Below are 26,142 nucleotides of genomic sequence, written 5' to 3' on the forward strand. Positions count from 1 at the left end.
GGCTCAGGTCTCGGCCCAGCGCCGGACCAGGTTGTGGTACAGCGCGGTCAGGCTCAGCACTTCGGCGCTGTCGCCGCCACGGGCGCGCAGCTTCTGGATGGTCTGGTCGAGCTCGAACAGCATGTGGCGCTCGGTGTCGTCGCGCACCAGGCTCTGCAGCCAGAAGAAGGCGCCGATGCGGGCACCGCGCGTGACGGGCTCCACGCGGTGCAGGCTGCTGGAGGGGTAGAGGATCAGGTCGCCGGCCGGCAGCTTGACCTCATGCGTGCCGTAGGTGTCGGACACGACGAGCTCGCCGCCGTCGTACGCGTCGGGATCGGTCAGGAACAGCGTGCACGACAGGTCGGTGCGCAGGCTGCTGCCGTCGGGCAGCATGCGCATGGCGCTGTCCACGTGCATGTCGTATTGGCCGCCGCCCTCATAGCGGTTGAACAGCGGCGGCTCGAAGCGCCGCGGCAGGGCCGCGGCATGGAACAGCGCCGAGCGCGACAGCGCCGCCAGGATCTGTTGGCCCAGCTGGCGCGCCAAGGGCGTGCCAGTGGGCAACTGCAGGTTGCGCTTGACGGCTGCGCCCTGGACGCCCGCCGTGCTGCGGCCGTCTTCCCAGTCGGCGGCGGCCAGCGCAGTGCGCATGGCCTGCACGGCAGCGGCGTCCAGCACCTCGGGAACATGCAGCAACACGGCGGTTCCCGGCTCAGAACTTCAGCGTGGCCGTCATCACGGCAGAGCGCGGCGTGCCGATGGTGGCGCGGTTGCCGGCGTTGTTGATGCGCGCGATGTAGAACTTGTCGGTCAGGTTGAACACGTTGAGCTGCAGCGAGAAGTTCTTGTTGACCTCGTAGCCCAGCATGGCATCCAGCACCGTGTAGCTCGGGATCTGCGGCACGAAGGCCACTGCCGCCGTGTTCGTTGATCGGGCCTGGGTGTCCACGTAGCGCACGCCGCCACCCACGGTCAGGCCGAAGGGCAGCTTGTAGGTGCTCCACAGCGTGGCGGTCAGCTTGGGCGAGTAGCGCACGGCAGCGCCCGTCGTCGTCGCCGTGCGCAAGCCCTCGATCACCTTGGCGCTGGTGTTGGCCACGCCTGCGATCAACTGCCAGGCCGGCGTGATCTGGCCGATGGCGCTGAGCTCCACGCCTTGCACGCGGGTCTTACCGTACTGGTCGACCGCGCCGGTCACCGGATCGGCTGTGCCAACTTCGTTGGTGTTGTCGGTGCGGAACAGGGCCGCGGTCAGTGCCAGGCGCTTGTCCAGCACATCCCACTTGGTGCCGAGCTCCGCGGTGCGGGCCTTCTGCGGGTCCATGTTCGGGCTGTTGCTGTTGCCGGCCGTGGTGTTCAGCGCGAAGTCGCTGCCTGGCGGCCGCGCCGACGTGGCGTAGGCCGCGTAGATGCTGCCATTGGGCGCGGGCTTGTAGACCACGCCGAGCTTGCCGGTGAACATGCTGTCGGAGTCCGACAGCCTGGTGGCGGCCGTGGTCGCGCCCGTGGCCGGCAGGCTCAGGTACTCGGTGCGGTAGTGTTCCCAGCGCACTCCGGCGCTGACCTGCCAGGCCGGGCTGAGCTTGATGGTGTCGAACAGGTAGGCTGCTGTGGTCGTCACCTCGCCCTGGGTGCCGGCGCCGTTCGGTGTCACCGGAACCAGGGGTCGGCCCATGTCCGGCGCGTAGAGGCTGGCGAAGGCCTGGTAGCTGGCCGGCGTCACGACGCCGGTGGTAGGGTTGGTGCTGGCCGGGATCAGCACGCCGTTGCTGGCGTTGATGTTGGCGGCCAGTGTGCCGTTGGTCTGCTTCTCGCGCGCCAGTTCCACGCCACCGCTGAAGCTGTGGTCCAGCCCGCCGAGCTTCAGGTCCGCCGTGATGTTGGTCTGGTTCGCCAGGATCTCGTTGCGTTGCAGCTTGCCTTGCGGCAGCACGCGGATCATCCAGGAAGCGGGATCCGCTGCGTTCGTGCCCGGTGCAAAGCCACTGGAAAACGGCGCCGTCAGCACCAGATCCTGCTTGGTGCGGCCCCAGCGTGTGATGTTGCGCACCGTCACGCCCGGCGCCAGGTCGTGCTCGATGCGGGCCGTGAACATGTCGGAATCGACGTCGTCATGGTCGGACGACCAGCCGTAGAAGTTGCTTTCGTCGACCGCGGGGAAGCTGGTCGCGCCACGCGGCGCGGACGCCGACCAGCCGGGCAGGCGCGTCGTCACGAAGCCGCCGTCCGGCCGGTTGCGCCGGTTCATGTGCAGGTAGGAGAAATAGGTCCGCGTCGGCGTGCCCAGGCCCAGGGCCAGAGAGGGCGCGAAGCCCCAGCCCTTGTTCTTGACCTCGTCGCGGTCGACCACGCCGCTGTCCTGCGCCATCAGGTTCAGGCGGAACGCGGCGGTGCCGGACTCGTTGAGCTTGCGGTTCAGGTCCAGCGTGCTGCGCTTGAGGCTGCCGCTGCCCAGGCTCACGGTGGCGTTGGCGTCGTTCTCGGCGAACGGCAGCTTGCTCTGCAGGTTGATGTAGCCGTTCGGCGAGCCACGGCCGATGTCGGTGCCGGCCGGGCCCTTGACCACCTCGACCTGCTCGATGTTGAACATGTCGCGCGTGATGGTGCCCACGTCGCGGATGCCGTCCACGAAGATGCTGCCCTGTGCGTCGAAGCCGCGCAGGTAGACCGCATCGCCGGTGGCGGTGTTGCCGTTCTCGCCCATCTGCATGGTGATGCCGGGCGTGTTGCGCAGCGCGTCGGTCAGCGTGGTGGCGGCCTGGTCGCGCAGCACTTCCTTCCTGATGACGGTGATGGTCTGGGGCGTGTCCACCAGCGGCTGCGTGAGCTTGGGCGAGGAGGCGCGCTCGGCCTTGTATTCGCTTTCGGCGGTGGATTGGACCTGCACTTCGCGCAAGGTGCCGGACGTGGTCTGGGCGGCGACCGGTAGTACGGCCATAGCGACCAGGGTCGCGGCCGCGGCGCTGCCCGCGCGCGGGTGCTTGCGGCTGATGATGTAAGACATGGATGCTCCGTTGGATCTGCGGGGATGGCCTGGCTGGCTGGCGCAGATCGGCCCCGGAGGGGCGCAAAGGAGCGGGTGGCGGGCTAGGGAATGTGCCGCCGGTCAACGGCCGCACAAGGCGCATGGATGATATTTATTCTCATTCTTCTTGGGAAGTGTGACGTTGTGTGACGGCAACGTCACGCCCCAGTCACGCCTCACATTGGCGGCCGCACCCAGCCGCCGCCCAATGCCTTGTACAGGTCCACTGCCGAGGTCAGCCGCGCCAGCCGCTGCTGCGCCAGGCTGTCCTGGGCCGAGAACAGCGTGCGCTGCGCGTCCAGCGTGCTGAGCAGGTCTTCCACGCCCTCGCGGTAGCGCAGTTCGGCCAGGCGCAGCGAGCGCTGGGCCTCGTCGCGGATTGCCAGTTGCGACAGCTCCTGGCTGCGGTTGCGCGCGATGTTCGAGAGGCTGTCCTCCACCTCCTTGAGCGCGCTGTGGATGGAGGCGCGGTAGTTCTCCACCAGCACGCGGCGTTGCGATTCGCTGACCAGCACCTGGTTGCGCAGCCGGCCGCCGTCGAATAGCGTCTGTGCGACCGAGCCCGTGAGCCCCAGGCTGAAGGTCGGGTTCGCCAGCGACAGCAGCGCGCTGCTGGCCAGCCCGGTCGAGCCCGAGAGCTGGATGCTGGGCAGCAGGGCCGCGCGGGCTGCGGCCACATTGGCGTCGGCCGACTGCAGCGCGGCTTCGGCGCTGGCCAGGTCGGGGCGGCGCAGCAGCAGGTCCGACGGCAAGCCCGGCGCCACGGCCGGTACGGCCAGCGCGTCCAACGGCATGCCGGCCACCGTGAAACCCTGCGGCGCGCGGCCCAGCAGCAGGGCCAGCGCGGTCAACGCCTGGCGCTGCTGCACCTGCAGCGGCTCGATGGTGGCGCGCTGGCTCAGCACCGTGGTGCGCTGGCGCGACAGATCCAGCGCCGAGGCTGCGCCGTTGTCGTAGCGCGCCTGCACGATGCGGAACACACGCTCGGCGATGGACAGGTTCTCCTGCGCGATCGCGAGCCGCACGCGCAGCGCCAGCACCTGGAAGTAGGCATTGGCCACCGCGCTGCTGACGGATAGCCGCACCGTCTGCAGGTCGTAGCGGCTGCCTGTTAGCGCGGCCTGCGCGCCGTCCACGTTGGCGGCCAGCCGGCCCCACAGGTCGATCTCGTAGCTGGCCGACAGCGACACACCCGAGGAGCGCGCACTGCTGCCGCTGGCACCCGAGGGATCGGTGTAGCGGTCCGCCGTGCTGGCCCCACCCGAGAGCGAGGGGAACAGCGAGGCACCGGCATTGCGCACCGCCAGTTCGGCCTGGCGCACGCGTTCGGCCGCGATCGCGAGGTCCGTGCTGTCGGCGAGCGCCTGCTCGACCAGCGCCGCGAGCTCGGGCGCGGCAAAGCTGTGCCACCAGTCGGGTTGCAGCGCATCCAGGCCGGCCGGCGCTTCGGAAAACTGGGTCGGCACGGCCGGTGCCTCGCGCGCGGGCTCCACCGGCGGCGCGGCGCAGCCAGCGGCGACGAGCGTGAACAGGGCGGCGAGGGCAGTGCGCCGAAAAGGTGGAAAAAGCATGGGCAGACAACTCATTCGGAAGACAGTGCCACGACCGGGTCCAGCCGCGCGGCCTTGCGCGCCGGCAGCCAGCCGAACACCAGGCCGGTGGCGAACGCGCAGCCGAAGGCCAGCAGCACGGGCGTGAGCGAGTACTGGATCGGCGTGTCGAAGGCCGCGATGATGGACGCGGTGACGAGCCCGCCGGCCACGCCGATGGCGCCGCCCAGCGCAGAGACCACCACCGCCTCGATCAGGAACTGCTGCAGGATGTTGCGCTCGCGGGCGCCCGTGGCCATGCGGATGCCGATCTCGCGCGTGCGCTCGGTCACCGAGACCAGCATGATGTTCATCACGCCGATACCGCCGACCAGCAGCGAGATCGCGGCGATGGAGCCCAGCAGCATGGTCATGGTGTTCTGCGTCTGCGCGCTGGCCGCCAGGATCGAGGCCATGTTGCGGATCTGGAAGTCCACCACCCCGTGGCGTTCCAGCAGCAGCTTCTCCACGGCGTCCTGGGTCTCGTCGATGCGGGACACATCGTCCACCGCCACTGTCACGTTGCGCAGGAAGCGCTGGCCCGACAGCCGCAGGCTGCTCGTCGCATAGGGCAGGAACACCACGTCGTCCTGGTCGCTGCCCGTGGGCGAGGCACCGCGCTCGGACATCACGCCCACCACCTGCAGGATCAGGTTGTTGATCAGCACGTACTGGCCCACCGGGTCGGTGCCGTCGGCGAACAGGGCATTGGCCACGGTCTGGCCCAGCACCGCCACCTTGGCGTAGGTCCGGTCGTCCTCCTCGCTGAAGAAGGTGCCCTGCGCCACCGGCCATTGCCGCGCCAGCGGGAATTTGGCCGAGGTGCCGTTCACGGTCGTGCTGTAGTCCGCGCCCGAGCGCCGCAGCGTGGCCGTGCTGCTCTGCTCCGGCACGGCCGCCAGCACATTGGGCACCGCGTCGATGGCATAGACGTCGGGCAGCACCAGCGTGGCCGTGCTGTTGAAGCCGCGCTGGTTGGGCGCGCCCGGCCGCACCAACAGCAGGTTCGAGCCCATGGCGCTGATGCGGTCGATCACGGCCTGCTTGGCACCATCGCCGATGGCCAGCATGGCGATCACCGAACCCACGCCGATCACGATGCCCAGCAGCGTCAGCACGGAGCGGAACACGTTGGCGCGCAATGAGCGCAGCGCCATCTTGGCGGCCTCGACCACGTCGCCCAGGAAGGAGCCGCCACCGCGGTGCGGCGGCGGCGCGAAGGCGGTGGTCTCGGGCGGCCGGTCGGCGGTACCGCTGTCCGACAGGATGTGGCCGTCCTTGATCTCGATGAGCCGGTGGGCGTGCTCGGCCACCTCGCGTGCGTGGGTGATCAGGATCACCGTGTGACCGCGCGCCGACAGGTCGGCCAGCAGGGCCATCACGTCGGCACCGCTCCTGCTGTCCAGTGCGCCCGTGGGCTCGTCGGCCAGGATGATGCGCCCGCCGTTCATGAGCGCCCGCGCGATCGACACGCGCTGCTGCTGCCCGCCAGACAGCTGGTTGGGCCGGTGGTGGTGGCGTGCGCCCAGCCCCAGCCCGTCCAGCAGCTCCAACGCATGCGCATGGCGCCGGGCCGCCGGCATGCCGGAGTACATGGCAGGCACCTCGACGTTCTCGGCCGCGCTGGCGGTGGCGATCAGGTTGTAGCTCTGGAACACGAAACCGAAGTCGTCGCGGCGCAGCAGCGCGAGCTCGTCGCGCGAGAGCTGCGCAACGTCGCGGCCCAGGAAGTGGTAGCTGCCCGTGGTCGGCCGGTCCAGGCAACCCAGGATGTTCATGAGCGTGGACTTGCCCGAACCCGACGCGCCCACGATGGCGATGAACTCGCCCTCGCGAATGCTCAGGTCGATGCCGTGCAGCACTTGCACCGACAGTTCGCCGTTGGCGTAGGTCTTGGTGACGCCCTTCAGTTCGATCAGCGGTGCGCCCGGCGGGAAGGCCGCAGGCGTCAGCGCCGGATCTTCCGCCGGCTTCATCAGCGCGGGCCTCCGGGCGGCACCATGGGCATGCCGCCACCGCCCTGCAGACCGGAGCGCTGCTGGCCGGCGCCCTGGCTGCCACGCGCGGCCGAGGCCGCGCCGGCCGGCTGGCGCAGACCGGCGATGACCTCATCGCCCTCGGCCAGGCCGGACAGGATCTGCACCTGCACGCGGTTGCCGATGCCGATCTCCACGCGGCGTTCCTCGGTGCGGCCTTCTGCGTCGATCACGCGCACGGTGGCCTGGCGCGGTCCGCGCTGCGGCATGCCGGTCGGGCCCATGAACAGGCCACGGTTGACGGCCTCGGCAGCCTGGTCTGGTGCACGCACGGCGGCTACACGCTCGGCCGGTGGCGCGTCGGCCTTCACGGGCGTGCGGGGACCGGCGTCGGCACCCTCGCGTCCGCGCCGGCGCTCGGCCGGCTGGCCTTCGGTCGGCGCACGCGCGCTTGAGGCAGCGGCCGTGGGAGCCGATGCAGCGCCAGCCGGACCGCCAGCCCCGCCTGGTCCCGATTGGCGGCGCGGCCCGCGCGGCTGGCTCTGCACAGCGCCGGCCGGCACCAGCAGCGTGCCTTGCGCCTGGGCCGCGATGAAGAACACCTGGGCCGTCATCGAGGTCATGAGCCGCTGGTCGGCGTTGGGCACGTCGAACAGCGCGTTGTAGAGCACCACGTTGTTGGTCACGGTGGGCGTGGGCTCGACCTTGCGCAACTGACCGTACCAGCGCTGGCCCTGGCTGCCGAGCGTCGTGAAGTACACCGGCATGGCCACGCGCAGCCTGCCGACGTCGGCCTCCGACACCTGGGTCTGCACCGTCATGGTCGAGAGGTCGGCCACGCGCAGGATGATGGGCGCGGACTGGTTGGCATTGAGCGTCTGGCCCTGGCGTGCCGTGACCGAGACCACGGCACCCGAGATGGGCGCGTAGATGCGCGCGTAGTTCAGGTTGGCCTCGTTGGCGCGCAGCAGGGACTGGGTCTGCTCGATCGAGGCCTTCTGCGCCGCCAGCTGGGCCTCGGCCGAACGCAGGTTGTTCTCGGCCGTGCGCAGCGCCTCGACCGTGGTGGCGTCGGCCGCCATCAGGTTCTTCTGGCGCAGGTGCTGGTCGCGCGCCAGCACCAGGGCCGCCTCGCGCACCAGCAGGTTGGCCTGCAGGTTGCGCAGGCCGGCACGGCTGGCGTCCACGTTGGCCAGCAGCACCGTGGGGTCGATCTCGGCCAGCAGGTCGCCCTGCTGCACGATGGAGCCCACCTCCACATGGATCCTCTTGAGCTGGCCGCTGACCTGGGCGCCCACGTCCACATAGTCGCGCGGCTGCAATGTGCCCGTGGCGGTGACCAGATCCTCGATGTCGCCGCGTTGCACCTGGACGATCTGGTACTGGTCGCGCGGGTTCTCTGCCTGGAGCCAGGTCTTCCAGCTCAGGTAGCTGCCGGCTGCGAGCAGGGCGACGGCTGCAACGAGTCCGGCCACGCGGGGCCAAAGGGGTTTTCGGGTGGAGGGCAAGGTGCGGACTGAAATTTGTTACAGACAGTAGCGCGCGAGTATGCCGGCACACGGCCCGCAGCCGATGTGCATTGTGTTGCCCGAACGTGGCGCTGCGGTAAAGCCATTGCGCCAATGAAAAACGGCGGGGAAAACCCCGCCGTTGCCATCGAAAATTTCAGCGCTGCGTCACTCAAGCTCGCCCATCTGGCTTTGCAGGTAGTTCTGCAGGCCGACCTTCTGGACCAGGTCGATCTGGGTTTCCAGGAAGTCGATGTGCTCTTCGGTGTCGTCCAGGATGCCTTGCAGCAGGTCGCGCGAAACGTAGTCGCGCACGGTCTCGCAATGGGCGATGCCATCCTTGATGGTGGCCTGCGCGCCGTATTCCATCTTGAGGTCGCAGTTCAGCAGCTCGGGCACGTCTTCGCCCACCATGAGCTTGCCCAGATCCTGCAGGTTGGGCAGGCCGTCCAGCATGAAGATGCGGTCCATGAGCTTGTCGGCGTGCTTCATCTCGCCGATGGATTCCTCGTATTCCTTCTTGGCCAGCTTGGTCAGGCCCCAGTGCTTGAGCATGCGGTAGTGCAGGAAGTACTGGTTGATGGCGGTCAGCTCGTTCTTGAGTTGCGCCTGCAGGTGTGCGATGACTTGGGGGTCGCCTTGCATGGGGTGTTCCTTTTTATGCTGCTGTGATGTGGATCAAGACGCGCATTCTCGTGCTCCTGCCAGGCAGGCACCAGCCAAAGCCCCCGTGTTCGCGGTGTGGCTGCGGCTGACATTGATAGGCGTTCTTGCTCAGGGCGTGACAGAACGATGGCCGCGCATTGGCTTTTTCAATGCAGCCCATATCGGCAAACGATTGGTCTGCGCCTGGGGTGGGGGTTAAAGTTCGGGCTTCGCGATTTCCCAACTGCCTTCATAGGAACAACATGTCTTTGATCAACACGCAAGTCCAACCCTTCAAGACCACCGCCTTCGTGAACCGCGCCGGCAAGGGCGAGTTCATCGAAGTGACCGAAGCGACGCTGAAGGGCAAGTGGTCCGTCCTGATCTTCATGCCGGCAGCCTTCACGTTCAACTGCCCGACCGAGATCGAGGACGCTGCCGAGAACTACGCCGAGTTCCAGAAGGCCGGTGCCGAGGTCTACATCGTGACGACCGACACGCATTTCTCGCACAAGGTCTGGCACGAAACCTCCGACGCCGTCGGCAAGGCCAAGTTCCCGCTCGTCGGCGACCCGACGCACCAGCTGACCAACGCCTTCGGCGTGCACATCCCCGAAGAAGGCCTGGCACTGCGCGGCACCTTCGTGATCAACCCTGATGGCGTGATCAAGACGCTGGAAATCCACTCCAACGAAATCGCCCGCGATGTGTCGGAAACCCTGCGCAAGCTGAAGGCCGCCCAGTTCACCGCCGCCAACCCTGGCCAAGTCTGCCCGGCCAAGTGGAAGGAAGGCGCCAAGACCCTGACGCCTTCGCTGGACCTGGTCGGCAAGATCTAAGCAGCCGGCAACGGCGGGGCGCAAGCAGCGCCCACGAGCCGGACAGCGTCATGGCGGTCATCCGCCATGCCGTCCGGCTTTTTTTCGCCCGCTCAACCCCCATCTAACTCGAAATTGAAAGGAATCCACCATGCTCGACGACCAACTCAAGACCCAGCTCGGCGCCTACCTGGAGCGTGTCACGCAGCCGTTCGAATTGGTGGCTTCCCTGGACGACAGCGAGACTGCCCGCGACATGCGCAGCCTGCTGGAGACGATCCAGAGCCTGCGCAGCGACAAGATCACGCTGCGCTTTGACGGCACCGATGCGCGCAAGCCCTCGTTCAGCGTGCAGCGCACGGGCGCCAGCACACAGCTGCGCTTTGCCGGCCTGCCGCTGGGCCACGAATTCACGTCGCTGGTGCTGGCGCTGCTGTGGACCGGTGGCCACCCGCCCAAGGTCGAACAGGACCTGATCGACCAGATCAAGGCGCTGGACGGTGACTACCAGTTCGAGGTCTTCATGGGCCTGGACTGCCACAACTGCCCGGACGTGGTGCAAGCCCTGTCGCTGATGGCCGTGCTGAACCCGCGTGTGCAGACCGTCGTCATCGAGGGCAATGCCTTCCACAAGGAAGTGACCGAGCGCGAGATCATGGCCGTGCCCATGGTGTTCCTGAACGGCGAGGTGTTCGGCGCAGGCCGCATGTCGCTCGAAGAGATCGTCGCCAAGCTGGACACCGGCGCGGCTGCGCGCGAGGGTGCCAAGCTGTCCGCCAAGGACCCCTACGAGGTGCTGATCGTGGGCGGTGGCCCGGCTGGTGCTGCCGCTGCCGTCTATGCGGCGCGCAAGGGCATCCGCACGGGTGTGGCGGCCGAACGCTTCGGCGGCCAGGTCAACGACACGCTGGGCATCGAGAACTACATCTCCATCGTGGAGACCGATGGGCCCAAGTTCGCTGCGAACCTGGAGGCCCACGTGCGTGCCTACGAGGTCGACATCATGAACCTGCAGCGCGCCGACAAGCTGGTGCCTGCGACCGAGCCGGGTGGCCTGGTCCAGGTGCAACTGGCCAACGGCGGCGTGCTCAAAGGCAAGACCGTGATCCTGTCCACCGGCGCGCGCTGGCGCAATGTCAACGTGCCCGGCGAGGCCGAGTACCGCAACAAGGGCGTGGCCTACTGCCCGCACTGCGACGGCCCGCTGTTCAAGGGCAAGCGCGTGTCGGTGATCGGTGGCGGCAACTCCGGTGTCGAGGCCGCGATCGATCTGGCCGGCATCGTGAGCCACGTGACCCTGGTCGAGTTCGCCGACCAGCTCAAGGCCGACGCCGTACTGGTGCGCAAGCTGCTGAGCCTGCCCAACGTGACCGTGCACACCAACGCCCAGACCACCGAGATCACCGGTGCCGAGGGCAAGGTCAACGGCCTGCGCTACAAGGACCGCGCGACCGGTGCCGAACACCTGGTGGCGCTCGAAGGCGTGTTCGTGCAGATCGGCCTGGTGCCCAACACCGAGTGGCTCAAGGGCACGGTGGAGCTGTCCAAGCACGGCGAGATCATCGTCGACGCACGGGGCCAGACCTCCGTGCCCGGCGTGTTCGCGGCGGGTGATGCGACGACCACGCCGTACAAGCAGATCGTCATCGCAGCGGGCGAGGGCGCGAAGGCGGCACTCAGCGCGTTCGACCACCTGATCCGCAGCCCCGCACCGGCACACGCCTGAGCCGTCGCAGCTCCTTTTGCGCCCCGAAGGCGCGCGAGGGCTGCCTTCCTACACGCGCGGCCTGCGAACCGTCGTAGGCTGCGCGCCATGTCTTCCCAACCCTTGCGCCTGTGGCGCCGGCTGCGCGAGCAACTCTGGTTCAAGCCTGCATGGTGGAGCGTGATCGCCACCGTCGTCGCCCTCGCCGCCGTGCTGGCCAACGGCCTCGTGCCCGACGGTGTGCTGCCCGACGTCGAGCGGCAGACCTTGCAGAGCCTGCTGACCATCATCGCGTCGAGCATGCTGACCGTCAGCACCTTCTCGTTGTCGATCCTCGTGCAGGCCTTTTCCTCTGCGGCGGGCAGTGCGACACCGCGGGCGCTGCGCGTCATCATGGCCGACGACAACGCGCAGACCGCGGTGGCTACCTTCATCGCGGCGTTCATCTACGCCGTCATCGCGCTGCTGGCGCTTGGACTGGGCTACTACGGGTCCACGGGCCGGTTCGTGCTGCTGCTGGTCACCATCGTCGTGGTGGTGCAGGTGATCGTGATGCTGATCCGGTGGATCCGAACCCTGTCGCAGCTCGGTCGGCTGGGCCACACCATTCAGCAGGTGGAGGCGGCAGCCAGTACCGCGTTGCGGGAGCACTGGCGCGCTCCGACGCTGGGTGGCCGGGCGCTCGCGAGCGCCTGCCATCTGCCTGGCGTGCCGCTGCGCGCCCTGTCCACGGGCTATGTGCAGCACCTGGACATGCCGGCTCTGCAAGAGCAGGCGCAGGCCGGGCAGTGGGAGATCCGGCTGTGCCTGCGGCCCGGCATGTTCGTCGTGCAGGGCCAGGTGCTGGCCATGGTGGCCGCGCCACCAGGCGCCCCCGCTGCGCTGACGCCGGAGCAACGGGCGGCGCTGCACCGTGCCATCGAAGTGGGGGCAGACCGCAATTTCGCGCAGGATCCGCGCTTCGGGCTGCTGGTGCTCAGCGAGATCGGCCAGCGCGCGCTGTCGGCGGCCGTGAACGACGCCGGCTCCGCCATCCAGGTTGGCGGCGCCATCACGCGCGTGCTGGTCGACGCCTGGGCGCGGCGCGGGGCCGCGCAGCAGGCCGAGCCGCCAGCCGTGCTGCCGTGCGACCGTGTCCACGTGCCGACGCTGGACGATGCCGAACTCGTGCGCGACGCGTTCATGCCGCTACAGCGCGATGCCGGCGGCGTGGTGGAGGTGCACACGCGCTTGACGAAGCTGCTCGAGGCCATCGCCGAGGCAACGGGTGGCAGCCTGGCTGCCGAAGCACGCAGGCTGGCCTGGCGCGGCTGGTTGCTGGCGCGCGAGAAGATCGTGCTGGATGACGAGCGTGCCGAGCTGGAGCGGCTCGCGCGTCGCGCCAGCGGGCGTGCGGCTCAGTAGGTGAGCCGCTCGGGCCGCACCTCCTGCAGGATGGTGGTGGCGATCTCCTCGATCGACTTGGTCGTGGTGCTGAGCCAGCGGATGCCGCTGCGCCGCATCATGGATTCGGCTGCGGCCACCTCCATGCGGCAGTTCTCGATCGAGGCATAGCGCGAGTTGGGCCGGCGCTCGTTGCGGATTTCCGAGAGCCGCTCGGGGTTGATCGTCAGGCCGAACAGCTTGGCGCGGTGTGGCACCAGCGAGGGCGGCAGGTGGTTGCGGTCGAAATCTTCCGGGATCAGCGGGTAGTTGGAAGCCTTCAGCCCGTACTGCATGGCCAGGTAGAGCGAGGTCGGTGTCTTGCCGCTGCGAGAGACGCCGACCAGGATCACGTCGGACTGCTGCAGGTCGCGGTCGCTCTGGCCGTCGTCGTGTTCCAACGAAAAGTTGATCGCGGCGATGCGGTCGTTGTAGGCCTGGCTCTTGCTGATGTCGCTGAAGCGGCCCACGCGGTGGTGCGACTTGATGCCCATCTCCACTTCGAGCGGCCGCACGAAGGTGCCGAACATGTCCAGCAGCATGCCGTTGCAGTGCTGCTCGAAGAACTGCAGCACTTCCACATTGACGATGGTCGTGAACACCAGCGGCTTGCGGTTTTCGACCTCCGCCGTGTGGTTGATCTGGCGCACTGCCTGGTGGGCCTTGTCGATGGTGTCGATGAAGGGCAGGCGCACGTGGCGCGTCTTCATGTCGAACTGCGCCAGGATGGCGTTGCCGAAGGTTTCGGCGGTGATGCCCGTGCCGTCGGAAATGAAGAATACGGTGCGGGTCGTCATAGGTGCTCCAGAAACTGCGCGGCCATTTTGCAGGAACTGTGCCTACACACCGCGCCCGGGCTGGCCCCTACAATGCCGCCCCAATGTCTCAGATTTTCACCATGTGGTGCGCGCGCACACAGCAACGACAACGACGTTGCGCCGCCGGCATGGACGACGTTGCTGACGGCGGGGTGTCCTGCGGGCAGCGTGCAGACGGTTTTTCAACCTTTGGAGCTTTCCCATGTCTGCACTCTTTGAGGCGACCGCCCTGGTCGTACCGTTTGAAAACCTGAGAATGGACGACGTCGAGTCGGTTGGCGGCAAGAACGCCTCGCTCGGCGAAATGATCTCGCAGCTGCCCCAGGGCGTGCGCGTGCCCACCGGCTTCGCGACTACCGCCCACGCCTTCCGCGAGTTCCTCGCGCACGAAGGCCTGACCCAACGCATCGCCCAGCGCCTCGCCACGCTGGACATCGAGGACGTGCGCGCGCTGGCCGCCGCCGGCGCCGAGATCCGCGGCTGGATCGAGGCCCAGCCGTTCCCGGCCGACCTGGAAAAGGGCGTGCGCGACGCCTTCGCCAAGCTCTCGGCCGGCAACGACCAGGCCAGCTTCGCCGTGCGTTCGTCCGCCACCGCCGAAGACCTGCCCGACGCCTCGTTCGCAGGCCAGCAGGAGACCTTCCTGAACGTGGTCGGCATCGAGGACGTGCTGCACAAGATGAAGGAGGTGTTCGCCTCCCTCTACAACGACCGCGCCATCAGCTACCGTGTGCACAAGGGCTTCGCCCACGACGTGGTGGCCTTGTCGGCCGGCGTGCAGCGCATGGTGCGCTCCGACCTGGGTGCGGCCGGCGTGATGTTCACGATCGACACCGAGTCCGGCTTCGACCAGGTGGTGTTCATCACCTCCAGCTACGGTCTGGGCGAGACCGTGGTGCAGGGCGCCGTGAACCCCGACGAGTTCTACGCCCACAAGCCCATGCTCAAGGCCGGCAAGAAGGCTGTGATCCGCCGCAATCTGGGCAGCAAGCTGATCCAGATGGTGTTCGCCACGCCCGAGGAAAAGAAGGCCGCTGGCCGTCTGGTCAAGACCGTGGACGTGCCGACCGAGCTGCGCAACCGCTATTCGCTGACCGACGCCGAGGTCGAGCAGCTGGCCCAGTACGCCCTCGTGATCGAGGAGCACTACGGCCGCCCGATGGACATCGAGTGGGGCAAGGACGGCACCGACGGCCAGCTCTACATCCTGCAGGCCCGCCCGGAGACCGTGAAAAGCCAGCAGGCCGGCAAGGCCGAGCAGCGCTACAAGCTCAAGGGCCGCAGCGCCGTGCTGGCCGAAGGCCGTGCCATCGGCCAGAAGATCGGCACCGGCCCGGTGCGCCTGGTCCACCACATCAGCCAGATGGACGAGGTGCAGCCCGGCGACGTGCTCGTGACCGACATGACCGACCCGAACTGGGAGCCGGTCATGAAGCGCGCCAGCGCCATCGTGACCAACCGGGGCGGGCGCACCTGCCACGCCGCCATCATCGCGCGCGAATTGGGGATCCCGGCCGTGGTCGGCTGCGGCGACGCGACCGAGCGCCTGAAGACCGGCACGCTGGTCACCGTGAGCTGTGCCGAGGGCGACACCGGCCACATCTACGACGGCCTGCTGGAGACCGAGGTCACCGAGGTCGAGCGCGGCGCCATGCCCGAGATCAAGACCAAGATCATGATGAACGTGGGCAACCCGCAGCTGGCCTTCGACTTCTGCCAGCTGCCCAACAGCGGTGTCGGCCTGGCGCGGCTGGAGTTCATCATCAACAACAACATCGGCGTGCACCCCAAGGCCATCCTGGACTATCCGAACGTCGATGCCGATCTCAAGAAGGCCGTCGAGTCGGTGGCCCGCGGCCATGCCTCGCCGCGCGCCTTCTACGTCGACAAGGTGGCCGAGGGTGTCGCCACGATCGCTGCGGCCTTCTGGCCCAAGCCCGTGATCGTGCGCCTGTCGGACTTCAAGTCCAACGAGTATCGCAAGCTGATCGGCGGCAGCCGCTACGAGCCCGAGGAAGAGAACCCGATGCTGGGCTTCCGCGGCGCGGCGCGCTACATCAGCGCCGACTTCGGCGAGGCCTTTGCGATGGAATGCCAGGCGCTCAATCGCGTGCGCAACGACATGGGCCTGTCCAATGTGCAGATCATGGTGCCCTTCGTGCGCACCTTGAAGCAGGCTGCGCGCGTGACCGAACTGCTGGCCGTGCATGGCCTCAAGCGTGGTCAGGACGATCTCAAGGTGATCATGATGTGCGAGGTGCCCAGCAACGCCATCCTGGCCGATGAGTTCCTCGAGTACTTCGACGGTTTCTCGATCGGTTCGAACGACCTGACCCAGCTCACGCTCGGCCTGGACCGCGATTCGGGCCTGGAGATCCTGGCCGCCGACTTCGACGAGCGCGATCCGGCCGTGCAGGCCATGCTCAAGCGCGCCATCGAGGCCTGCAAGTCCAAGGGCAAGTACGTGGGCATCTGCGGCCAGGGTCCCAGCGACCATCCGGACTTCGCGCAGTGGCTGGCCGACCAGGGCATCGAGTCGATCTCGCTGAACCCGGACACGGTGGTGGCGACCTGGCAGCAGCTGGCGCGCTGAAGGCTCGGGCCCAAACACTGCACCATCAGGGCGCCTTCGGGCGCCCTTTTTGATGAGAACAGCCGCGCCCGTGCGTGGCGCAGAGGAGACGACGGATTGCTGCGAGGTCTGCTGTTGTTGCTATGGGCGGTGCTGGCTTTCGGGCCGGCCTGGTTCGCGCGCGACCTCGACATCACCGTTGCCGGCTGGCCGCTGAACTACTGGCTGTGCGCGCAGGGCGCCGTGATCGGCTTCATCGCCATCGTGGTGGTCTACGCACGGGCCCTGCGCGGCAGCGAGACTGCCGTCGCCCATGGCCGGCTGCACCGCATCTTCGGACTCTACGTGCTGTGCCTGCTGGCCTTCCTGGCCGCGATGGCGCTGGCCGAGCGTGTCGGCCTGCCGCGCCCCTGGATCGGCGCCATCTTCCTGTTCTCCAGCCTGGCGTTGTACGCGGGCATCGGCATCTTCTGCCGCACGTCGGACGCGCGCGAGTACTACGTGGCCGGCCGCAGCGTGCCGCCCGTCTACAACGGCATGGCGACGGCGGCGGACTGGATGAGTGCGGCCTCCTTCATCAGCCTGGCCGGCGGCTTGTACCTGCAGGGCTTCTCGGGCCTGCCCGGACAGGCCGGCGGCCTGGCCTATGTCCTGGGCTGGACGGGCGGCTTCTGCCTGGTGGCACTGTTGATCGCGCCGGCCCTGCGCCGCGCCGAGATCTACACCGTGCCCGACTACTTCGCCCAGCGCTTCGGTGGCCGCTGGCCGCGCGTGCTGGCGGCGCTGGCGGCGGTGCTGTGCTCCTTCACCTATGTCGTGGCGCAGATCTACGGCGTGGGCCTCATCGCCTCGCGCCTGACCGGCGTGCAGTTCGAGATCGGCATCCTGCTCGGTCTGGGCGGTGTGCTGGTCTGCAGCTTCCTGGGCGGCATGCGGGCCGTCACCTGGACCCAGGTGGCGCAGTTCGTGATCCTGATCCTGGCCTTCCTGATCCCGGTGTCCTGGCTGGCCTACAAGCAGCTCGGCAATCCGGCGGCGCCCTTTGTCTACGGGCCGCAGCTGAGCCAGATCGCGGTGCGCGAGGCCGAGCTCGCCGCCGCCCCGGCCGAGCAAGCCGTGGTGGCCGAGTTCGCGCGCCGCGCCGCCGCCTACGAGGCCATGCTGCGCGACGTGCCCGCCGCGCTCACGCGCGAGCGCCTGCAGGCGCAGCAGCGCCTGCAGCAGCTGCGCGCGGCCGGTGCATCCGATGCCGAGCTGCGCGAAGCCAGCCGCGTGCTGAACGCGCTGCCCGCGACCGAGCAGGCCGCGCGCGAACGCTGGACGCGCGCGCTGGCGGAGATGCAGGAGCGTTCGCGCCCGCTGGGTGGCGTGGCGCCCATGGCCACGCCGTTCAGCGGCCATCCTGACGGCACGCCGGCCGAGCGTGGTGCCTTCTCGGCGGCGCGCCTCAACTTCCTCGCGTTGATGCTGTGCCTGATGCTGGGCACGGCCGGTCTGCCGCACCTGCTCACACGCTTCTTCACCACGCCCTCGGTCGCGGGCGCGCGCAGTTCGGTGGCCTGGTCGCTGCTGTTCATCTCCCTGCTCTACATCGCGGCGCCGGCGCTGGCCGTGCTGGTCAAGCACGAGGTGCTCAGCGAACTGGTGGGCAAGAGCTTCGACGACCTGCCGGCCTGGATCGCGCAGTGGGCGCGCGTCGACCCCGCGCTGGTTTCGGTGGCCGACGTGAATGGCGACCGCATCCTGCAGTTTGCCGAGATCCGCCTGGGCGCGGACCTCATCATGCTGGCCACACCCGAGATCGGCGGACTGCCCTACGTCATCGCCGGGCTCGTTGCGGCCGGTGGCCTGGCGGCCGCCCTGTCCACGGCTGACGGCTTGCTGTTGACCATGGGCAACGCCTTCGCGCACGACCTGTACCTGCAAAGCGGCCGGCGCCGCGTGGGCGCGATCTACAGCGTGGTGTTCTCCAAGTTCGCCTTGCTCATGGTGGCGCTGGCGGCCGCCTACGTAGCGGCCTGGCGCTCGGCCGACATCCTGTACCTGGTCACGGCGTCGTTCTCGCTCGCGGCGTCGACCTTCTTCCCGGCCCTGGTGGCCGGCATCTTCTGGCGCCGCACCTCGCGCGCGGGTGTGGTGGCCGGCATGCTGGCCGGTGCCGGCGTGACCCTGGGCTACATGCTGGCCCACCATCCCGTGGTGCGCGGCTGGACCGGGTTTGCCGGGCCTGGCCTGTGGTTCGGCATCCAGCCCGCGGCGTCCGGCGTCTTCGGCCTGGCGGCTGCAACATGCGCCATTGTGGCGGCCACTTTGCTGTCTCGAAAAGCCGGGCTATAATGCTCGGCTTTGCCTTGCCACACTGCAGTTGACGCCGCAGGTGGTTCTGGCCTCCAACCCTTGAAAGAGGGCGGGGCTTTACTCTTAAGGAGAGTCCATGCGTCATTACGAAATCATCCTCATGATCCACCCGGATCAGAGCGAACAGGTTCCGGCCATGCTGGAACGCTACAAGTCCATGATCACCAACGGCGGCGGCAGGATCCACCGCGTGGAAGACTGGGGCCGTCGTCAACTGGCCTACATGATCAACAAGCTGGCCAAGGCGCACTACCTGTGCGTCAACATCGAGGCCGACCAGGCCGTGATGAGCGAGCTCGAGCACGCCTTCAAGTTCAACGACGCCGTGCTGCGCCACCTGACGGTCCAGCTGAAGAAGGCCGAGACCGGCCCGTCTTCGATGATGAAGACCGTCGAGCGCGAAGAAGCCCGCAAGACCCAGCAGGCCGAGACCGCCGGCCAGCATTGAGGACGGCACTGCAGCAGAACGCAATGTTTCGCCGCGGGCAGGCTTGGCAGGCATGAACCACCTGCTGCTGACCGCGTCGATCGCTGAACTGAAGGCCCTGCGCTACACCCCGGCCGGCTTGCCCGCCCAGGATCTGGTGCTGGAACACGAGTCAGAGGTCGAGGAAGCGGGGCAGACCCGGCACATCAAGGCAAGCATCCGTGCTGTGGCCTTCGGTGCCGTGGCCGAGCGGATGCGCAGGCAGGTGGTTGGCAGCAGCTGGCGGTTCGCCGGCTTCGTCACCAATCCGCGCGCTGGCAAGGGTCTCGTTCTGCACGTGCAAGAGTTTCAACCAGTTTCAACAGATTCATCAGGAGCCCACCATGGCCGGACCTAGGCGTTTCAACAACAAGGACAAGCGTCCCAAGCGCAACACCCAATCGCTGCTGTTCAAGCGCAAGCGCTTTTGCCGCTTCACCGTGACCGGTGTCGAACACATCGACTACAAGGACATCGACACGCTGCGCGATTTCATTGCCGAGAACGGCAAGATCATCCCGGCGCGTCTGACGGGCACCCGTGCCTTCTTCCAGCGTCAGCTGAACACGGCCATCAAGCGCGCGCGTTTCCTCGCGATGCTGCCGTACAGCGACCAGCACCGCATCTAAGGAGCGATGACCATGCAAATCATTCTGCTCGACAAGGTCGTGAACCTCGGCAACCTCGGCGAAATCGTCAAGGTCAAGGATGGCTACGCCCGCAACTTCCTGATCCCGACCGGCCGTGCCCGCCGTGCCACCGAATCGGCCAAGGCCGAATTCGAAGCGCGCCGCGCCGAGCTGGAAAAGGCCGCCGCCGCCAAGCTGGCCGAAGCCCAAGCCCAGGGCGACAAGCTGTCCGGTACCACCGTCAAGCTGACCCAAAAGGCCGGCGTGGACGGCCGCCTGTTCGGCTCGGTGACCAACGCCGACATCGCCGAAGAGCTGGACAAGCTCGGCTACAAGGTTGCCAAGTCGCAAGTGCGCATGCCCAACGGTCCGATCAAGACCGTCAGCGAAAGCACCGTGAGCGTGGCCCTGCACACCGACGTGGTCGTCGAGATCAACGTCTCGGTCTACGGCGAAACCGCCTGATTGCTGCGGTCTGCTGAAAAGCCGCCAGGCGCGAGCCCGGCGGCTTTTTGTTTTTCGGCTTGCATTCTCCACAGCTTGCAGCAGGTAAATCACTGCTGTTCCACTGCTTATGCACAGGCTTGTCCCATGCTTGTTCCATGCGGTCAGCGCTGTAGCGGCGTAGCATGCCGCGCTTGTCTTCGAGGACCCCGATGTCTGCCATGTTCTCCATCGATGACGATCCGCAGGATCGCCAGATCGCGCAGTTGCGCGTGCCGCCGCATTCCATCGAGGCCGAATCCAGTGTGCTGGGTGGCCTGTTGCTGGACAACGCGGCCTGGGACCGCGTCGGCGACGTGCTCAAAGACGGCGACTTCTACCGTTACGAGCACCGGCTGATCTTCGCGGCCATCCGCGACCTCGTGAACGCCAACAAGCCGGCCGACGTGATCACGGTCTACGAGGTGCTGCAGTCCGTCGGCAAGGCCGATGACGTGGGGGGGCTGTCCTACCTGAACTCGCTGGCGCAGTTCGTGCCGAGCGCGAGCAACATCCGCCGCTACGGCGAGATCGTGCGCGAGCGCGCCATCCTGCGCAAGCTGGTCACGGCCAGCGACGAGATCGCCACCAGCGCCTTCAACACCCAGGGCCGCGCGGTCGACAAGATCCTGGACGAAGCCGAGCAGAAGATCTTCAACATCGGCGAAGAGGGTGCGCGCAACAAGCAGGGCTTCCAGGCCATGGAGTCGCTGGTCGTCGACCTGCTGGACCGTGTGCAGGAGATGGCCGACCAGCAGAACGAGATCACGGGCGTGCCCACGGGCTTCTACGACCTGGACCGCATGACCTCGGGCCTGCAGCCCGGCGACATGGTGGTGCTGGCCGCGCGCCCCTCCATGGGCAAGACAGCCTTCGCCGTGAACATCGCCGAGCACGTGGCGCTCAACGAAGGTTTGCCTGTCGCGATCTTCTCGATGGAAATGGGCGCGTCCCAGCTGGCCGTGCGGATCGTCGGCTCGATTGGCCGCGTCGACCAGAGCCACCTGCGCAACGGCCGGCTGACCGACGACGAATGGCCGCGCCTGACCGAGGCCATCGAGAAGCTGCGCAGCATCTCGCTGCACATCGACGAGACGCCGGGCCTGTCGCCCAGCGAATTGCGCGCCAACGCGCGGCGGCTGGCGCGCCAGTGCGGCAAGCTGGGTCTGATCGTGGTTGACTACCTGCAACTGATGAGCGGCTCGGGCGGCGGCAGCGACGAGAACCGTGCCACCGAACTCGGCGAGATCTCGCGGGGCCTCAAGATGCTCGCGCGCGAATTGCAGTGCCCGGTGATCGCGTTGTCGCAGCTCAACCGCAGCGTGGAGCAGCGGCCCGACAAGCGACCCATGATGTCTGACCTGCGCGAGTCCGGCGCCATCGAGCAGGACGCGGACATCATCATGTTCATCTACCGCGACGAGTACTACACCAAGGACGCCTGCAAGGAGCCCGGTGTGGCCGAGGTGATCATTGCCAAGCAACGCAATGGCCCGACCGGCACCGTCAAGCTCGCCTTCCTGCGCAACATCACCAAGTTCGAGAGCCTCGCGGCCGGCTCGGACGACGGCTACTGATGGCGGCCGCCACCACCCGCGCGGACGTCGCCGCGGCGCACGAACGCCTGCGCCAGGGCCCGGCCGATTTCCTGCGCACCACGCCGCTGTGGCGCCTGCCCGGCGCGGCCCTGGGCCTGGCCTGCGCCGAGGTCTGGCTCAAGCTCGAGCACCTTCAGGTCTCTGGCAGCTTCAAGGCGCGCGGCATGCTGCACCGGCTGCTGGCGCAGCCCATCCCTGCCGCGGGCGTGGTCGTCGCTTCGGGCGGCAACGCCGGCATCGCCACCGCCGCGGCCGCCCAGGCCCTGGGTGTGCGCTGCGAGGTGTTCGTGCCGACCATCTCCTCGCCGGCCAAGCAGGCGCGCCTGCGTGCGCTGGGCGCCGAGGTGCAGGTGGTGGGCTCGGCCTATGCCGATGCCCTGGCCGCCTGTCTGGCGCGCCAGCAGCAGACCGGTGCGCTGCTGACCCATGCCTACGACCAGCCCGAGGTCGTGGCCGGCGCCGGCACCTTGGCGCGCGAGATCGAGGAGCAGGCCGGCGGCCTGCCTGACAGCCTGCTCGTCAGCGTGGGCGGTGGCGGCCTGATCGGTGGCATCGCGGCGTGGTGCGAAGACCGCTGCCATGTCGTCGCGCTGGAGCCGGCCCTGGCGCCCACGCTGTTCCGTGCACGCGAAGCCGGCGCGCCCGTCGATGTCGATGTGGGCGGCGTGGCCGCCGACTCGCTGGGCGCCAAGCGCATCGGTGCGATCAGCTGGGCCACCACGCAGCAGCATGTGCAGACCGCGCTGCTGCTCGACGACGACGCCATCCGCCTGGCCCAGCAATGGCTATGGCGCGAGCTGCGCCTGGCTGTCGAACCCGCGGCCGCACTGGGCTTGGCGGCACTGCAAAGCGGCGCCTACGTGCCGCGAGCCGACGAGCGCGTCGGCCTGGTGCTGTGCGGCGCCAACGTGGACCTGGCAACCCTGGCCTGAAAACTAGAATCCAACGATGCTGGACATCACCCTTCTCCGAAAAGACCTGGACGCCGTCGTCGCACGCCTCGAACAGCGCAAGAGCCCGCAGCCCTACCTCGACGTGGCGGCCTTCAAGGCCCTGGAAACCGAACGCAAGACGCTGCAGACCCGCACCGAGGAACTGCAGGCCAGGCGCAACGCCTTGTCCAAGCAGATCGGCCAACTCAAGGCCAAGGGCGAGAGCGCCGAGGCCGTGATGGCTGAGGTCAATGCGCTCAAGGCCGAGCTCGAAGCCTCCGCCGCCCGGCTGGACCAGCTGCAGCCCGAACTCCAGCAGCTGCTGCTGGCCGTGCCCAACCTGCCGCACGAGAGCGTGCCCGTCGGCGCCGACGAGCAAGGCAACGTGGAACTGCGCCGCTGGAGCCCGGACGGCCAGGACCCGAAGCCGCTGGCCTTCCCGCCGCGCGATCACGTGGACATCGGCACGCCGCTGGGCCTGGATTTCGAGATGGGCGTCAAGCTCTCGGGTTCGCGCTTCACGGTCATGAAGGGTCCCATCGCGCGCCTGCACCGCGCGCTCGCCCAGTTCATGCTGGACACGCAGACGCAGGAGCATGGCTACACCGAGTGCTACGTGCCCTATGTCGTCAACGCCGACAGCATGCAGGGCACCGGCCAGCTGCCCAAGTTCGAGGGCGACCTGTTCGCGGCCAAGAAGGGCGGCCAGGAGTCCGAGCCCGTGCCCGACCACCAGGCCCTGTACCTGATCCCCACGAGCGAGGTGCCGCTGACCAACTTCGTGCGCGACAGCATCGTGGCCGAGTCCGAGCTGCCGATCCGCCTGACCGCGCACACGCCGTGCTTCCGTTCGGAAGCCGGCAGCGCCGGGCGCGACACGCGCGGCCTGATCCGCCAGCACCAGTTCGACAAGGTCGAGATGGTGCAGATCGTGCACCCCGAGAAGAGCTACGCCGCGCTGGACGAGATGACCGGCCATGCCGAGACCGTGCTCAAGAAGCTCGGCCTGCCGTACCGCGTGCTGTGCCTGTGCACGGGCGACATGGGCTTCGGCGCGGCGCGCACGCACGATCTGGAGGTCTGGCTGCCGGCGCAGAACACCTACCGCGAGATCAGCTCCGTCTCCAACTGCGAGGCCTTCCAGGCGCGCCGGCTGCAGGCGCGCTTCAAGAACGCGCAGGGCAAGAACGAGTTGCTGCACACGCTCAACGGTTCGGGCCTGGCCGTGGGCCGCACGCTGGTCGCGGTGCTCGAGAACTACCAGAACGAAGATGGTTCTGTGACGGTCCCGGAAGTTTTGCGGCCCTACCTTGGCGGAATCGCGCGTTTGTCCTGCTAGAATCGTGGGCTTCGCAACCCGGGTCGACCGCCGGGTGCCACAGTGAATTGCAGGAGAGGTGGCAGAGTGGTCGAATGTACCTGACTCGAAATCAGGCGTACCGCAAGGTACCGTGGGTTCGAATCCCACCCTCTCCGCCAAAAAGCAAAAAGCCTTGCAAGTCGTGACTTGCAAGGCTTTTTTGTTTGCGGCGCCGATTCAACGCCTTGGTGGTGACCAGCGCACGCGCGGATGCTGGATCGGCACTGCGTGCGCCGTGGACATGGCTCAGGTCGCTGCCAGATGCTTGCCGACGAGGCCCGTCATCTCGAACATGGTCACCTCGTCCTTGCCCATCACCGCCTTGAGCGCGTCGTCGCACAGGATGTTGCGTTTGTTTGCAGGGTTTTGCAGCTTGTGGGCCTTGATGTAGTCCCACAGCTTCTTCGTGGCTTCCGTGCGGGCAAGGGGCTCGGCACCCACGACGCGGGCCAGCGCTGCGCTGGGGCGCAGGGGCTTGTTGAAGGCGGTTTGCTTCTTTGGGGTGGTGGCTTCGGTCATTGCTGATTCCTTCGAAAAAGGGCGCGAGCATAGCCGGAAAGGAGGACGCACCTTTTTCAGGACGTTGCTCGCCACTCCGTTCGTGCAGCCCTGGCGTGCGGGGCGTCGCCGTGTGCGCAGGCTTCAGGGCGCGTGCGGCCGCCATGTGAAGCCGGCCTCGGGCTGGTCGCGGTAGCGCTCCTTGAGCACGCGGCGCAGCAGCTTGCCGTTGTCCATGCGCGGCAGCGCGGCATCGAACACCACGGAGCGCGGCAGCTTGGTGCGCGCCAGCCGGCCCTGCAGGTAGGCCAACAGGGCCTGGGCGCGCGCGGCGTCGGCGCTGAGGCCGGGGCGCAGGCGCACGATGGCCTTGGGCACCTCGCCGAAGTCGGCGTCGGGCACGCCGACCACGCCCACGTCGTCCACGTCCGGATGCGGCGCCAGCGCGTCCTCGATCTCCTTCGGATAGACGTTGACGCCGCCCGACAGGATCAGGTCGGCACGCCGGTCGCTCAGGAACAGGTAGCCATCGGCGTCCAGGTGGCCGATGTCGCCGTAGGTGGCCCAGCCCTGTGCGTTGTACAGGCCGCGCGTCTTGTCCGCGTCGTTGAGGTAGCTCGCGCCGGGCATGCCCGAGAAGTAGATCGCGCCGATCTCGCCGGCAGGCAGCGCGGCGCCGTCCTCGCCGACGATGTGCACGCCGCAGCCCAGCGCCTTGCCGACCGTGCCCGGCCGCGCACGCCATTCCTGCGGCCCGGCGACCGTGATGCCCACGCCCTCCGAGCCGGCGTAGTACTCGTGGATGACATCGCCCCACCAGTCGAGCATGGCGCGCTTGACCTCCACGGGGCAGGGCGCGGCCGCGTGGATGGCCACGCGCAGCGACGACAGGCCGTACCGCGCGCGCACCTCCTCGGGCAGGCGCAGCAGGCGGCCGAACATGGTCGGCACCCATTGGCTGTGGCTCACGCGGTGGCGTTCGATCAGGGCCAGTGCCTGTTCGGCATCGAACTTCGGCATGACCACGGCCGTGCCCCCCAGCCCGATCACGCGCAGCGTGTAGCGCAGCGGTGCCGCGTGGTACAGCGGCGCGGGCGAGAGGTAGACCGTGTCGGCGCCGAAGCCGTAGAGCTGGCGCCAGCTGTCGATGTCGGGCGGCACCTGCCCCATGGGCAGGCGTGGCGCCAGCGCGCGCTTGACGCCCTTGGGCCGCCCCGTGGTGCCCGAGGAGTACAGCAGGTCGCGTCCCTGCGGGCGCTGCGAGAGCTGCTCCCAGATGGCCGGCAACTCCTGCGCCGGGACGCTGGCCAGTGCCTCCTCGTAGCCCGACCAACCTGCGCGCTGGCCGTCGAGCACCACCAGCATCAGGCCGGGTGGCAGGTCCAGGCCGGCGCCCGGCCCTTCCAGCATGGCCTGCGAGGCCACGAACACGCGGGCGCCGCAGTCGCGCAGCAGGTAGCCGATCTCGCCCGGCGAGAGCTGCGTGCCGATGGGCGTGTGGTACAGGCCCGCGCGTTCGGCGCCCAGCGCCAGTTCGACGAGCTCGGCGCGGTTCTCCAGCAACATCGCGATGCCGTCGCCGGGCGCGAGGCCCAGCCCGGCGAGCCAGCCGGCGATGCGCGCGGCGCGCAGGGCGAGTGTGCCGTGCGTGACGGCGCGGCCGCTGCCGCCGTCGATGAAGGCCGGCTTGTCGGCCGCGACGCCGCCCGGCAAGGGGGGCAACCACCCGGGGAGCGGAGGTGTCATGGGATCTCGTGG

21 protein-coding genes and 1 tRNA gene are annotated in these 26,142 nt (G+C 68.0%); 13 read left to right on the forward strand and 9 right to left on the reverse strand.

Annotation, left to right across the window (positions count from 1 at the left end; translation table 11 throughout):
- Window positions 1-3: 3 nt before the first annotated feature.
- The 6 genes from ACSQ4M_RS13880 to bfr all read right to left on the reverse strand — a co-directional run bounded on the left by ACSQ4M_RS13880 (window position 4) and on the right by bfr (window position 8,725).
- Window positions 4-681, reverse strand: a complete 678-nt coding sequence (locus tag ACSQ4M_RS13880; RefSeq protein ID WP_436190091.1) for a Fe2+-dependent dioxygenase — start codon at window positions 679-681, stop codon at window positions 4-6.
- Between the two features lie 13 nt (window positions 682-694).
- On the reverse strand, window positions 695-2,986 hold the full coding sequence (locus tag ACSQ4M_RS13885) for a catecholate siderophore receptor Fiu (protein WP_436190092.1): 2,292 nt from the start codon (window positions 2,984-2,986) through the stop codon (window positions 695-697).
- A gap of 197 nt (window positions 2,987-3,183) precedes the next feature.
- Window positions 3,184-4,578, reverse strand: coding sequence for an efflux transporter outer membrane subunit (locus ACSQ4M_RS13890; protein WP_436190093.1), 1,395 nt, complete (start codon window positions 4,576-4,578; stop codon window positions 3,184-3,186).
- Between the two features lie 11 nt (window positions 4,579-4,589).
- Window positions 4,590-6,572: a MacB family efflux pump subunit gene (locus ACSQ4M_RS13895; RefSeq protein WP_436190094.1), complete on the reverse strand. Its 1,983-nt coding sequence runs from the start codon at window positions 6,570-6,572 to the stop codon at window positions 4,590-4,592.
- Window positions 6,572-8,047 (reverse strand): efflux RND transporter periplasmic adaptor subunit, encoded by a 1,476-nt coding sequence (locus ACSQ4M_RS13900; RefSeq protein WP_436190095.1) that lies wholly within the window; start codon window positions 8,045-8,047, stop codon window positions 6,572-6,574. Before ACSQ4M_RS13900 ends, ACSQ4M_RS13895 begins: the two co-directional genes overlap by 1 nt.
- Before the next feature lie 201 nt (window positions 8,048-8,248).
- Window positions 8,249-8,725: a bacterioferritin gene (bfr, locus tag ACSQ4M_RS13905; RefSeq protein WP_056672737.1), complete on the reverse strand. Its 477-nt coding sequence runs from the start codon at window positions 8,723-8,725 to the stop codon at window positions 8,249-8,251.
- A 263-nt stretch (window positions 8,726-8,988) separates the two neighbouring features.
- Between bfr and ahpC the strand changes: the two genes are divergently transcribed.
- From ahpC to ACSQ4M_RS13920, 3 genes are all read left to right on the forward strand, one after another.
- A complete protein-coding gene (gene ahpC / locus ACSQ4M_RS13910) occupies window positions 8,989-9,564 on the forward strand; it encodes an alkyl hydroperoxide reductase subunit C (RefSeq protein ID WP_436190096.1) in 576 nt (191 codons plus the stop codon).
- A 130-nt stretch (window positions 9,565-9,694) separates the two neighbouring features.
- Window positions 9,695-11,269 (forward strand): alkyl hydroperoxide reductase subunit F, encoded by a 1,575-nt coding sequence (ahpF, locus tag ACSQ4M_RS13915; protein ID WP_436190097.1) that lies wholly within the window; start codon window positions 9,695-9,697, stop codon window positions 11,267-11,269.
- An 87-nt stretch (window positions 11,270-11,356) separates the two neighbouring features.
- Window positions 11,357-12,652, forward strand: a complete 1,296-nt coding sequence (locus tag ACSQ4M_RS13920; RefSeq protein WP_436190098.1) for a DUF2254 domain-containing protein — start codon at window positions 11,357-11,359, stop codon at window positions 12,650-12,652.
- Here the strand turns inward: ACSQ4M_RS13920 and ppsR are convergent.
- Window positions 12,646-13,467, reverse strand: coding sequence for a posphoenolpyruvate synthetase regulatory kinase/phosphorylase PpsR (gene ppsR / locus ACSQ4M_RS13925; protein WP_436190099.1), 822 nt, complete (start codon window positions 13,465-13,467; stop codon window positions 12,646-12,648). The two genes, ACSQ4M_RS13920 and ppsR, sit on opposite strands and share 7 nt — an antisense overlap.
- Before the next feature lie 223 nt (window positions 13,468-13,690).
- On the opposite strand from ppsR, the gene ppsA reads away from it, so the two are divergent.
- From ppsA to ACSQ4M_RS13975, 10 genes are all read left to right on the forward strand, one after another.
- On the forward strand, window positions 13,691-16,081 hold the full coding sequence (gene ppsA / locus ACSQ4M_RS13930) for a phosphoenolpyruvate synthase (protein WP_436190100.1): 2,391 nt from the start codon (window positions 13,691-13,693) through the stop codon (window positions 16,079-16,081).
- A 96-nt stretch (window positions 16,082-16,177) separates the two neighbouring features.
- Complete coding sequence (locus tag ACSQ4M_RS13935; RefSeq protein WP_436190101.1) at window positions 16,178-18,397, forward strand: VC_2705 family sodium/solute symporter; 2,220 nt, start codon at window positions 16,178-16,180, stop codon at window positions 18,395-18,397.
- A 97-nt stretch (window positions 18,398-18,494) separates the two neighbouring features.
- A complete protein-coding gene (rpsF, locus tag ACSQ4M_RS13940) occupies window positions 18,495-18,866 on the forward strand; it encodes a 30S ribosomal protein S6 (RefSeq protein ID WP_436190102.1) in 372 nt (123 codons plus the stop codon).
- A gap of 52 nt (window positions 18,867-18,918) precedes the next feature.
- Window positions 18,919-19,242: a primosomal replication protein N gene (priB, locus tag ACSQ4M_RS13945; protein ID WP_056672745.1), complete on the forward strand. Its 324-nt coding sequence runs from the start codon at window positions 18,919-18,921 to the stop codon at window positions 19,240-19,242.
- Complete coding sequence (gene rpsR / locus ACSQ4M_RS13950; protein WP_056186748.1) at window positions 19,229-19,513, forward strand: 30S ribosomal protein S18; 285 nt, start codon at window positions 19,229-19,231, stop codon at window positions 19,511-19,513. The genes priB and rpsR overlap by 14 nt, the downstream gene beginning before the upstream one ends.
- A gap of 12 nt (window positions 19,514-19,525) precedes the next feature.
- Entirely contained in the window at window positions 19,526-19,978 is a 453-nt protein-coding gene (gene rplI / locus ACSQ4M_RS13955; protein WP_436190103.1) for a 50S ribosomal protein L9, read from the forward strand.
- Window positions 19,979-20,169: 191 nt separating this feature from the next.
- Complete coding sequence (gene dnaB / locus ACSQ4M_RS13960) at window positions 20,170-21,573, forward strand: replicative DNA helicase (RefSeq protein WP_436190104.1); 1,404 nt, start codon at window positions 20,170-20,172, stop codon at window positions 21,571-21,573.
- Window positions 21,573-22,526: a threonine/serine dehydratase gene (locus ACSQ4M_RS13965; RefSeq protein ID WP_436190105.1), complete on the forward strand. Its 954-nt coding sequence runs from the start codon at window positions 21,573-21,575 to the stop codon at window positions 22,524-22,526. Before dnaB ends, ACSQ4M_RS13965 begins: the two co-directional genes overlap by 1 nt.
- 16 nt (window positions 22,527-22,542) lie before the next feature.
- Window positions 22,543-23,865: a serine--tRNA ligase gene (serS, locus tag ACSQ4M_RS13970; RefSeq protein WP_436190106.1), complete on the forward strand. Its 1,323-nt coding sequence runs from the start codon at window positions 22,543-22,545 to the stop codon at window positions 23,863-23,865.
- 52 nt (window positions 23,866-23,917) lie between these two features.
- Window positions 23,918-24,005: transfer RNA gene (locus ACSQ4M_RS13975), tRNA-Ser, on the forward strand.
- A gap of 127 nt (window positions 24,006-24,132) precedes the next feature.
- Here ACSQ4M_RS13975 and ACSQ4M_RS13980 read toward each other — a convergent pair.
- Both ACSQ4M_RS13980 and ACSQ4M_RS13985 read right to left on the reverse strand, forming a co-directional pair.
- Window positions 24,133-24,405, reverse strand: coding sequence for an SWIB/MDM2 domain-containing protein (locus ACSQ4M_RS13980; protein ID WP_436190107.1), 273 nt, complete (start codon window positions 24,403-24,405; stop codon window positions 24,133-24,135).
- Between the two features lie 123 nt (window positions 24,406-24,528).
- A complete protein-coding gene (locus ACSQ4M_RS13985; protein WP_436190108.1) occupies window positions 24,529-26,130 on the reverse strand; it encodes an AMP-binding protein in 1,602 nt (533 codons plus the stop codon).
- Window positions 26,131-26,142: the final 12 nt, after the last annotated feature.

The sequence above is a fragment of the Pseudorhodoferax sp. LjRoot39 genome, from assembly GCF_964253035.1.
In the GTDB taxonomy this organism is placed as follows: Bacteria; Pseudomonadota; Gammaproteobacteria; order Burkholderiales; family Burkholderiaceae_C; genus Pseudorhodoferax.

What these genes read in the sequence shown, in the direction of transcription:
- ppsR (WP_436190099.1), bottom strand. Translation starts at nt 13,467, where the DNA reads ATGACGACCCGCACCGTATTCTTCATTTCCGACGGCACGGGCATCACC.
- ACSQ4M_RS13985 (WP_436190108.1), bottom strand. Translation starts at nt 26,130, where the DNA reads ATGACACCTCCGCTCCCCGGGTGGTTGCCCCCCTTGCCGGGCGGCGTC.
- dnaB (WP_436190104.1), top strand. Translation starts at nt 20,170, where the DNA reads ATGTCTGCCATGTTCTCCATCGATGACGATCCGCAGGATCGCCAGATC.
- rplI (WP_436190103.1), top strand. Translation starts at nt 19,526, where the DNA reads ATGCAAATCATTCTGCTCGACAAGGTCGTGAACCTCGGCAACCTCGGC.
- rpsF (WP_436190102.1), top strand. Translation starts at nt 18,495, where the DNA reads ATGCGTCATTACGAAATCATCCTCATGATCCACCCGGATCAGAGCGAA.
- ppsA (WP_436190100.1), top strand. Translation starts at nt 13,691, where the DNA reads ATGTCTGCACTCTTTGAGGCGACCGCCCTGGTCGTACCGTTTGAAAAC.
- priB (WP_056672745.1), top strand. Translation starts at nt 18,919, where the DNA reads ATGAACCACCTGCTGCTGACCGCGTCGATCGCTGAACTGAAGGCCCTG.
- ahpF (WP_436190097.1), top strand. Translation starts at nt 9,695, where the DNA reads ATGCTCGACGACCAACTCAAGACCCAGCTCGGCGCCTACCTGGAGCGT.
- ACSQ4M_RS13980 (WP_436190107.1), bottom strand. Translation starts at nt 24,405, where the DNA reads ATGACCGAAGCCACCACCCCAAAGAAGCAAACCGCCTTCAACAAGCCC.
- ACSQ4M_RS13965 (WP_436190105.1), top strand. Translation starts at nt 21,573, where the DNA reads ATGGCGGCCGCCACCACCCGCGCGGACGTCGCCGCGGCGCACGAACGC.
- ACSQ4M_RS13890 (WP_436190093.1), bottom strand. Translation starts at nt 4,578, where the DNA reads ATGCTTTTTCCACCTTTTCGGCGCACTGCCCTCGCCGCCCTGTTCACG.
- ACSQ4M_RS13920 (WP_436190098.1), top strand. Translation starts at nt 11,357, where the DNA reads ATGTCTTCCCAACCCTTGCGCCTGTGGCGCCGGCTGCGCGAGCAACTC.
- ahpC (WP_436190096.1), top strand. Translation starts at nt 8,989, where the DNA reads ATGTCTTTGATCAACACGCAAGTCCAACCCTTCAAGACCACCGCCTTC.
- bfr (WP_056672737.1), bottom strand. Translation starts at nt 8,725, where the DNA reads ATGCAAGGCGACCCCCAAGTCATCGCACACCTGCAGGCGCAACTCAAG.
- serS (WP_436190106.1), top strand. Translation starts at nt 22,543, where the DNA reads ATGCTGGACATCACCCTTCTCCGAAAAGACCTGGACGCCGTCGTCGCA.
- ACSQ4M_RS13895 (WP_436190094.1), bottom strand. Translation starts at nt 6,572, where the DNA reads ATGAAGCCGGCGGAAGATCCGGCGCTGACGCCTGCGGCCTTCCCGCCG.
- rpsR (WP_056186748.1), top strand. Translation starts at nt 19,229, where the DNA reads ATGGCCGGACCTAGGCGTTTCAACAACAAGGACAAGCGTCCCAAGCGC.
- ACSQ4M_RS13885 (WP_436190092.1), bottom strand. Translation starts at nt 2,986, where the DNA reads ATGTCTTACATCATCAGCCGCAAGCACCCGCGCGCGGGCAGCGCCGCG.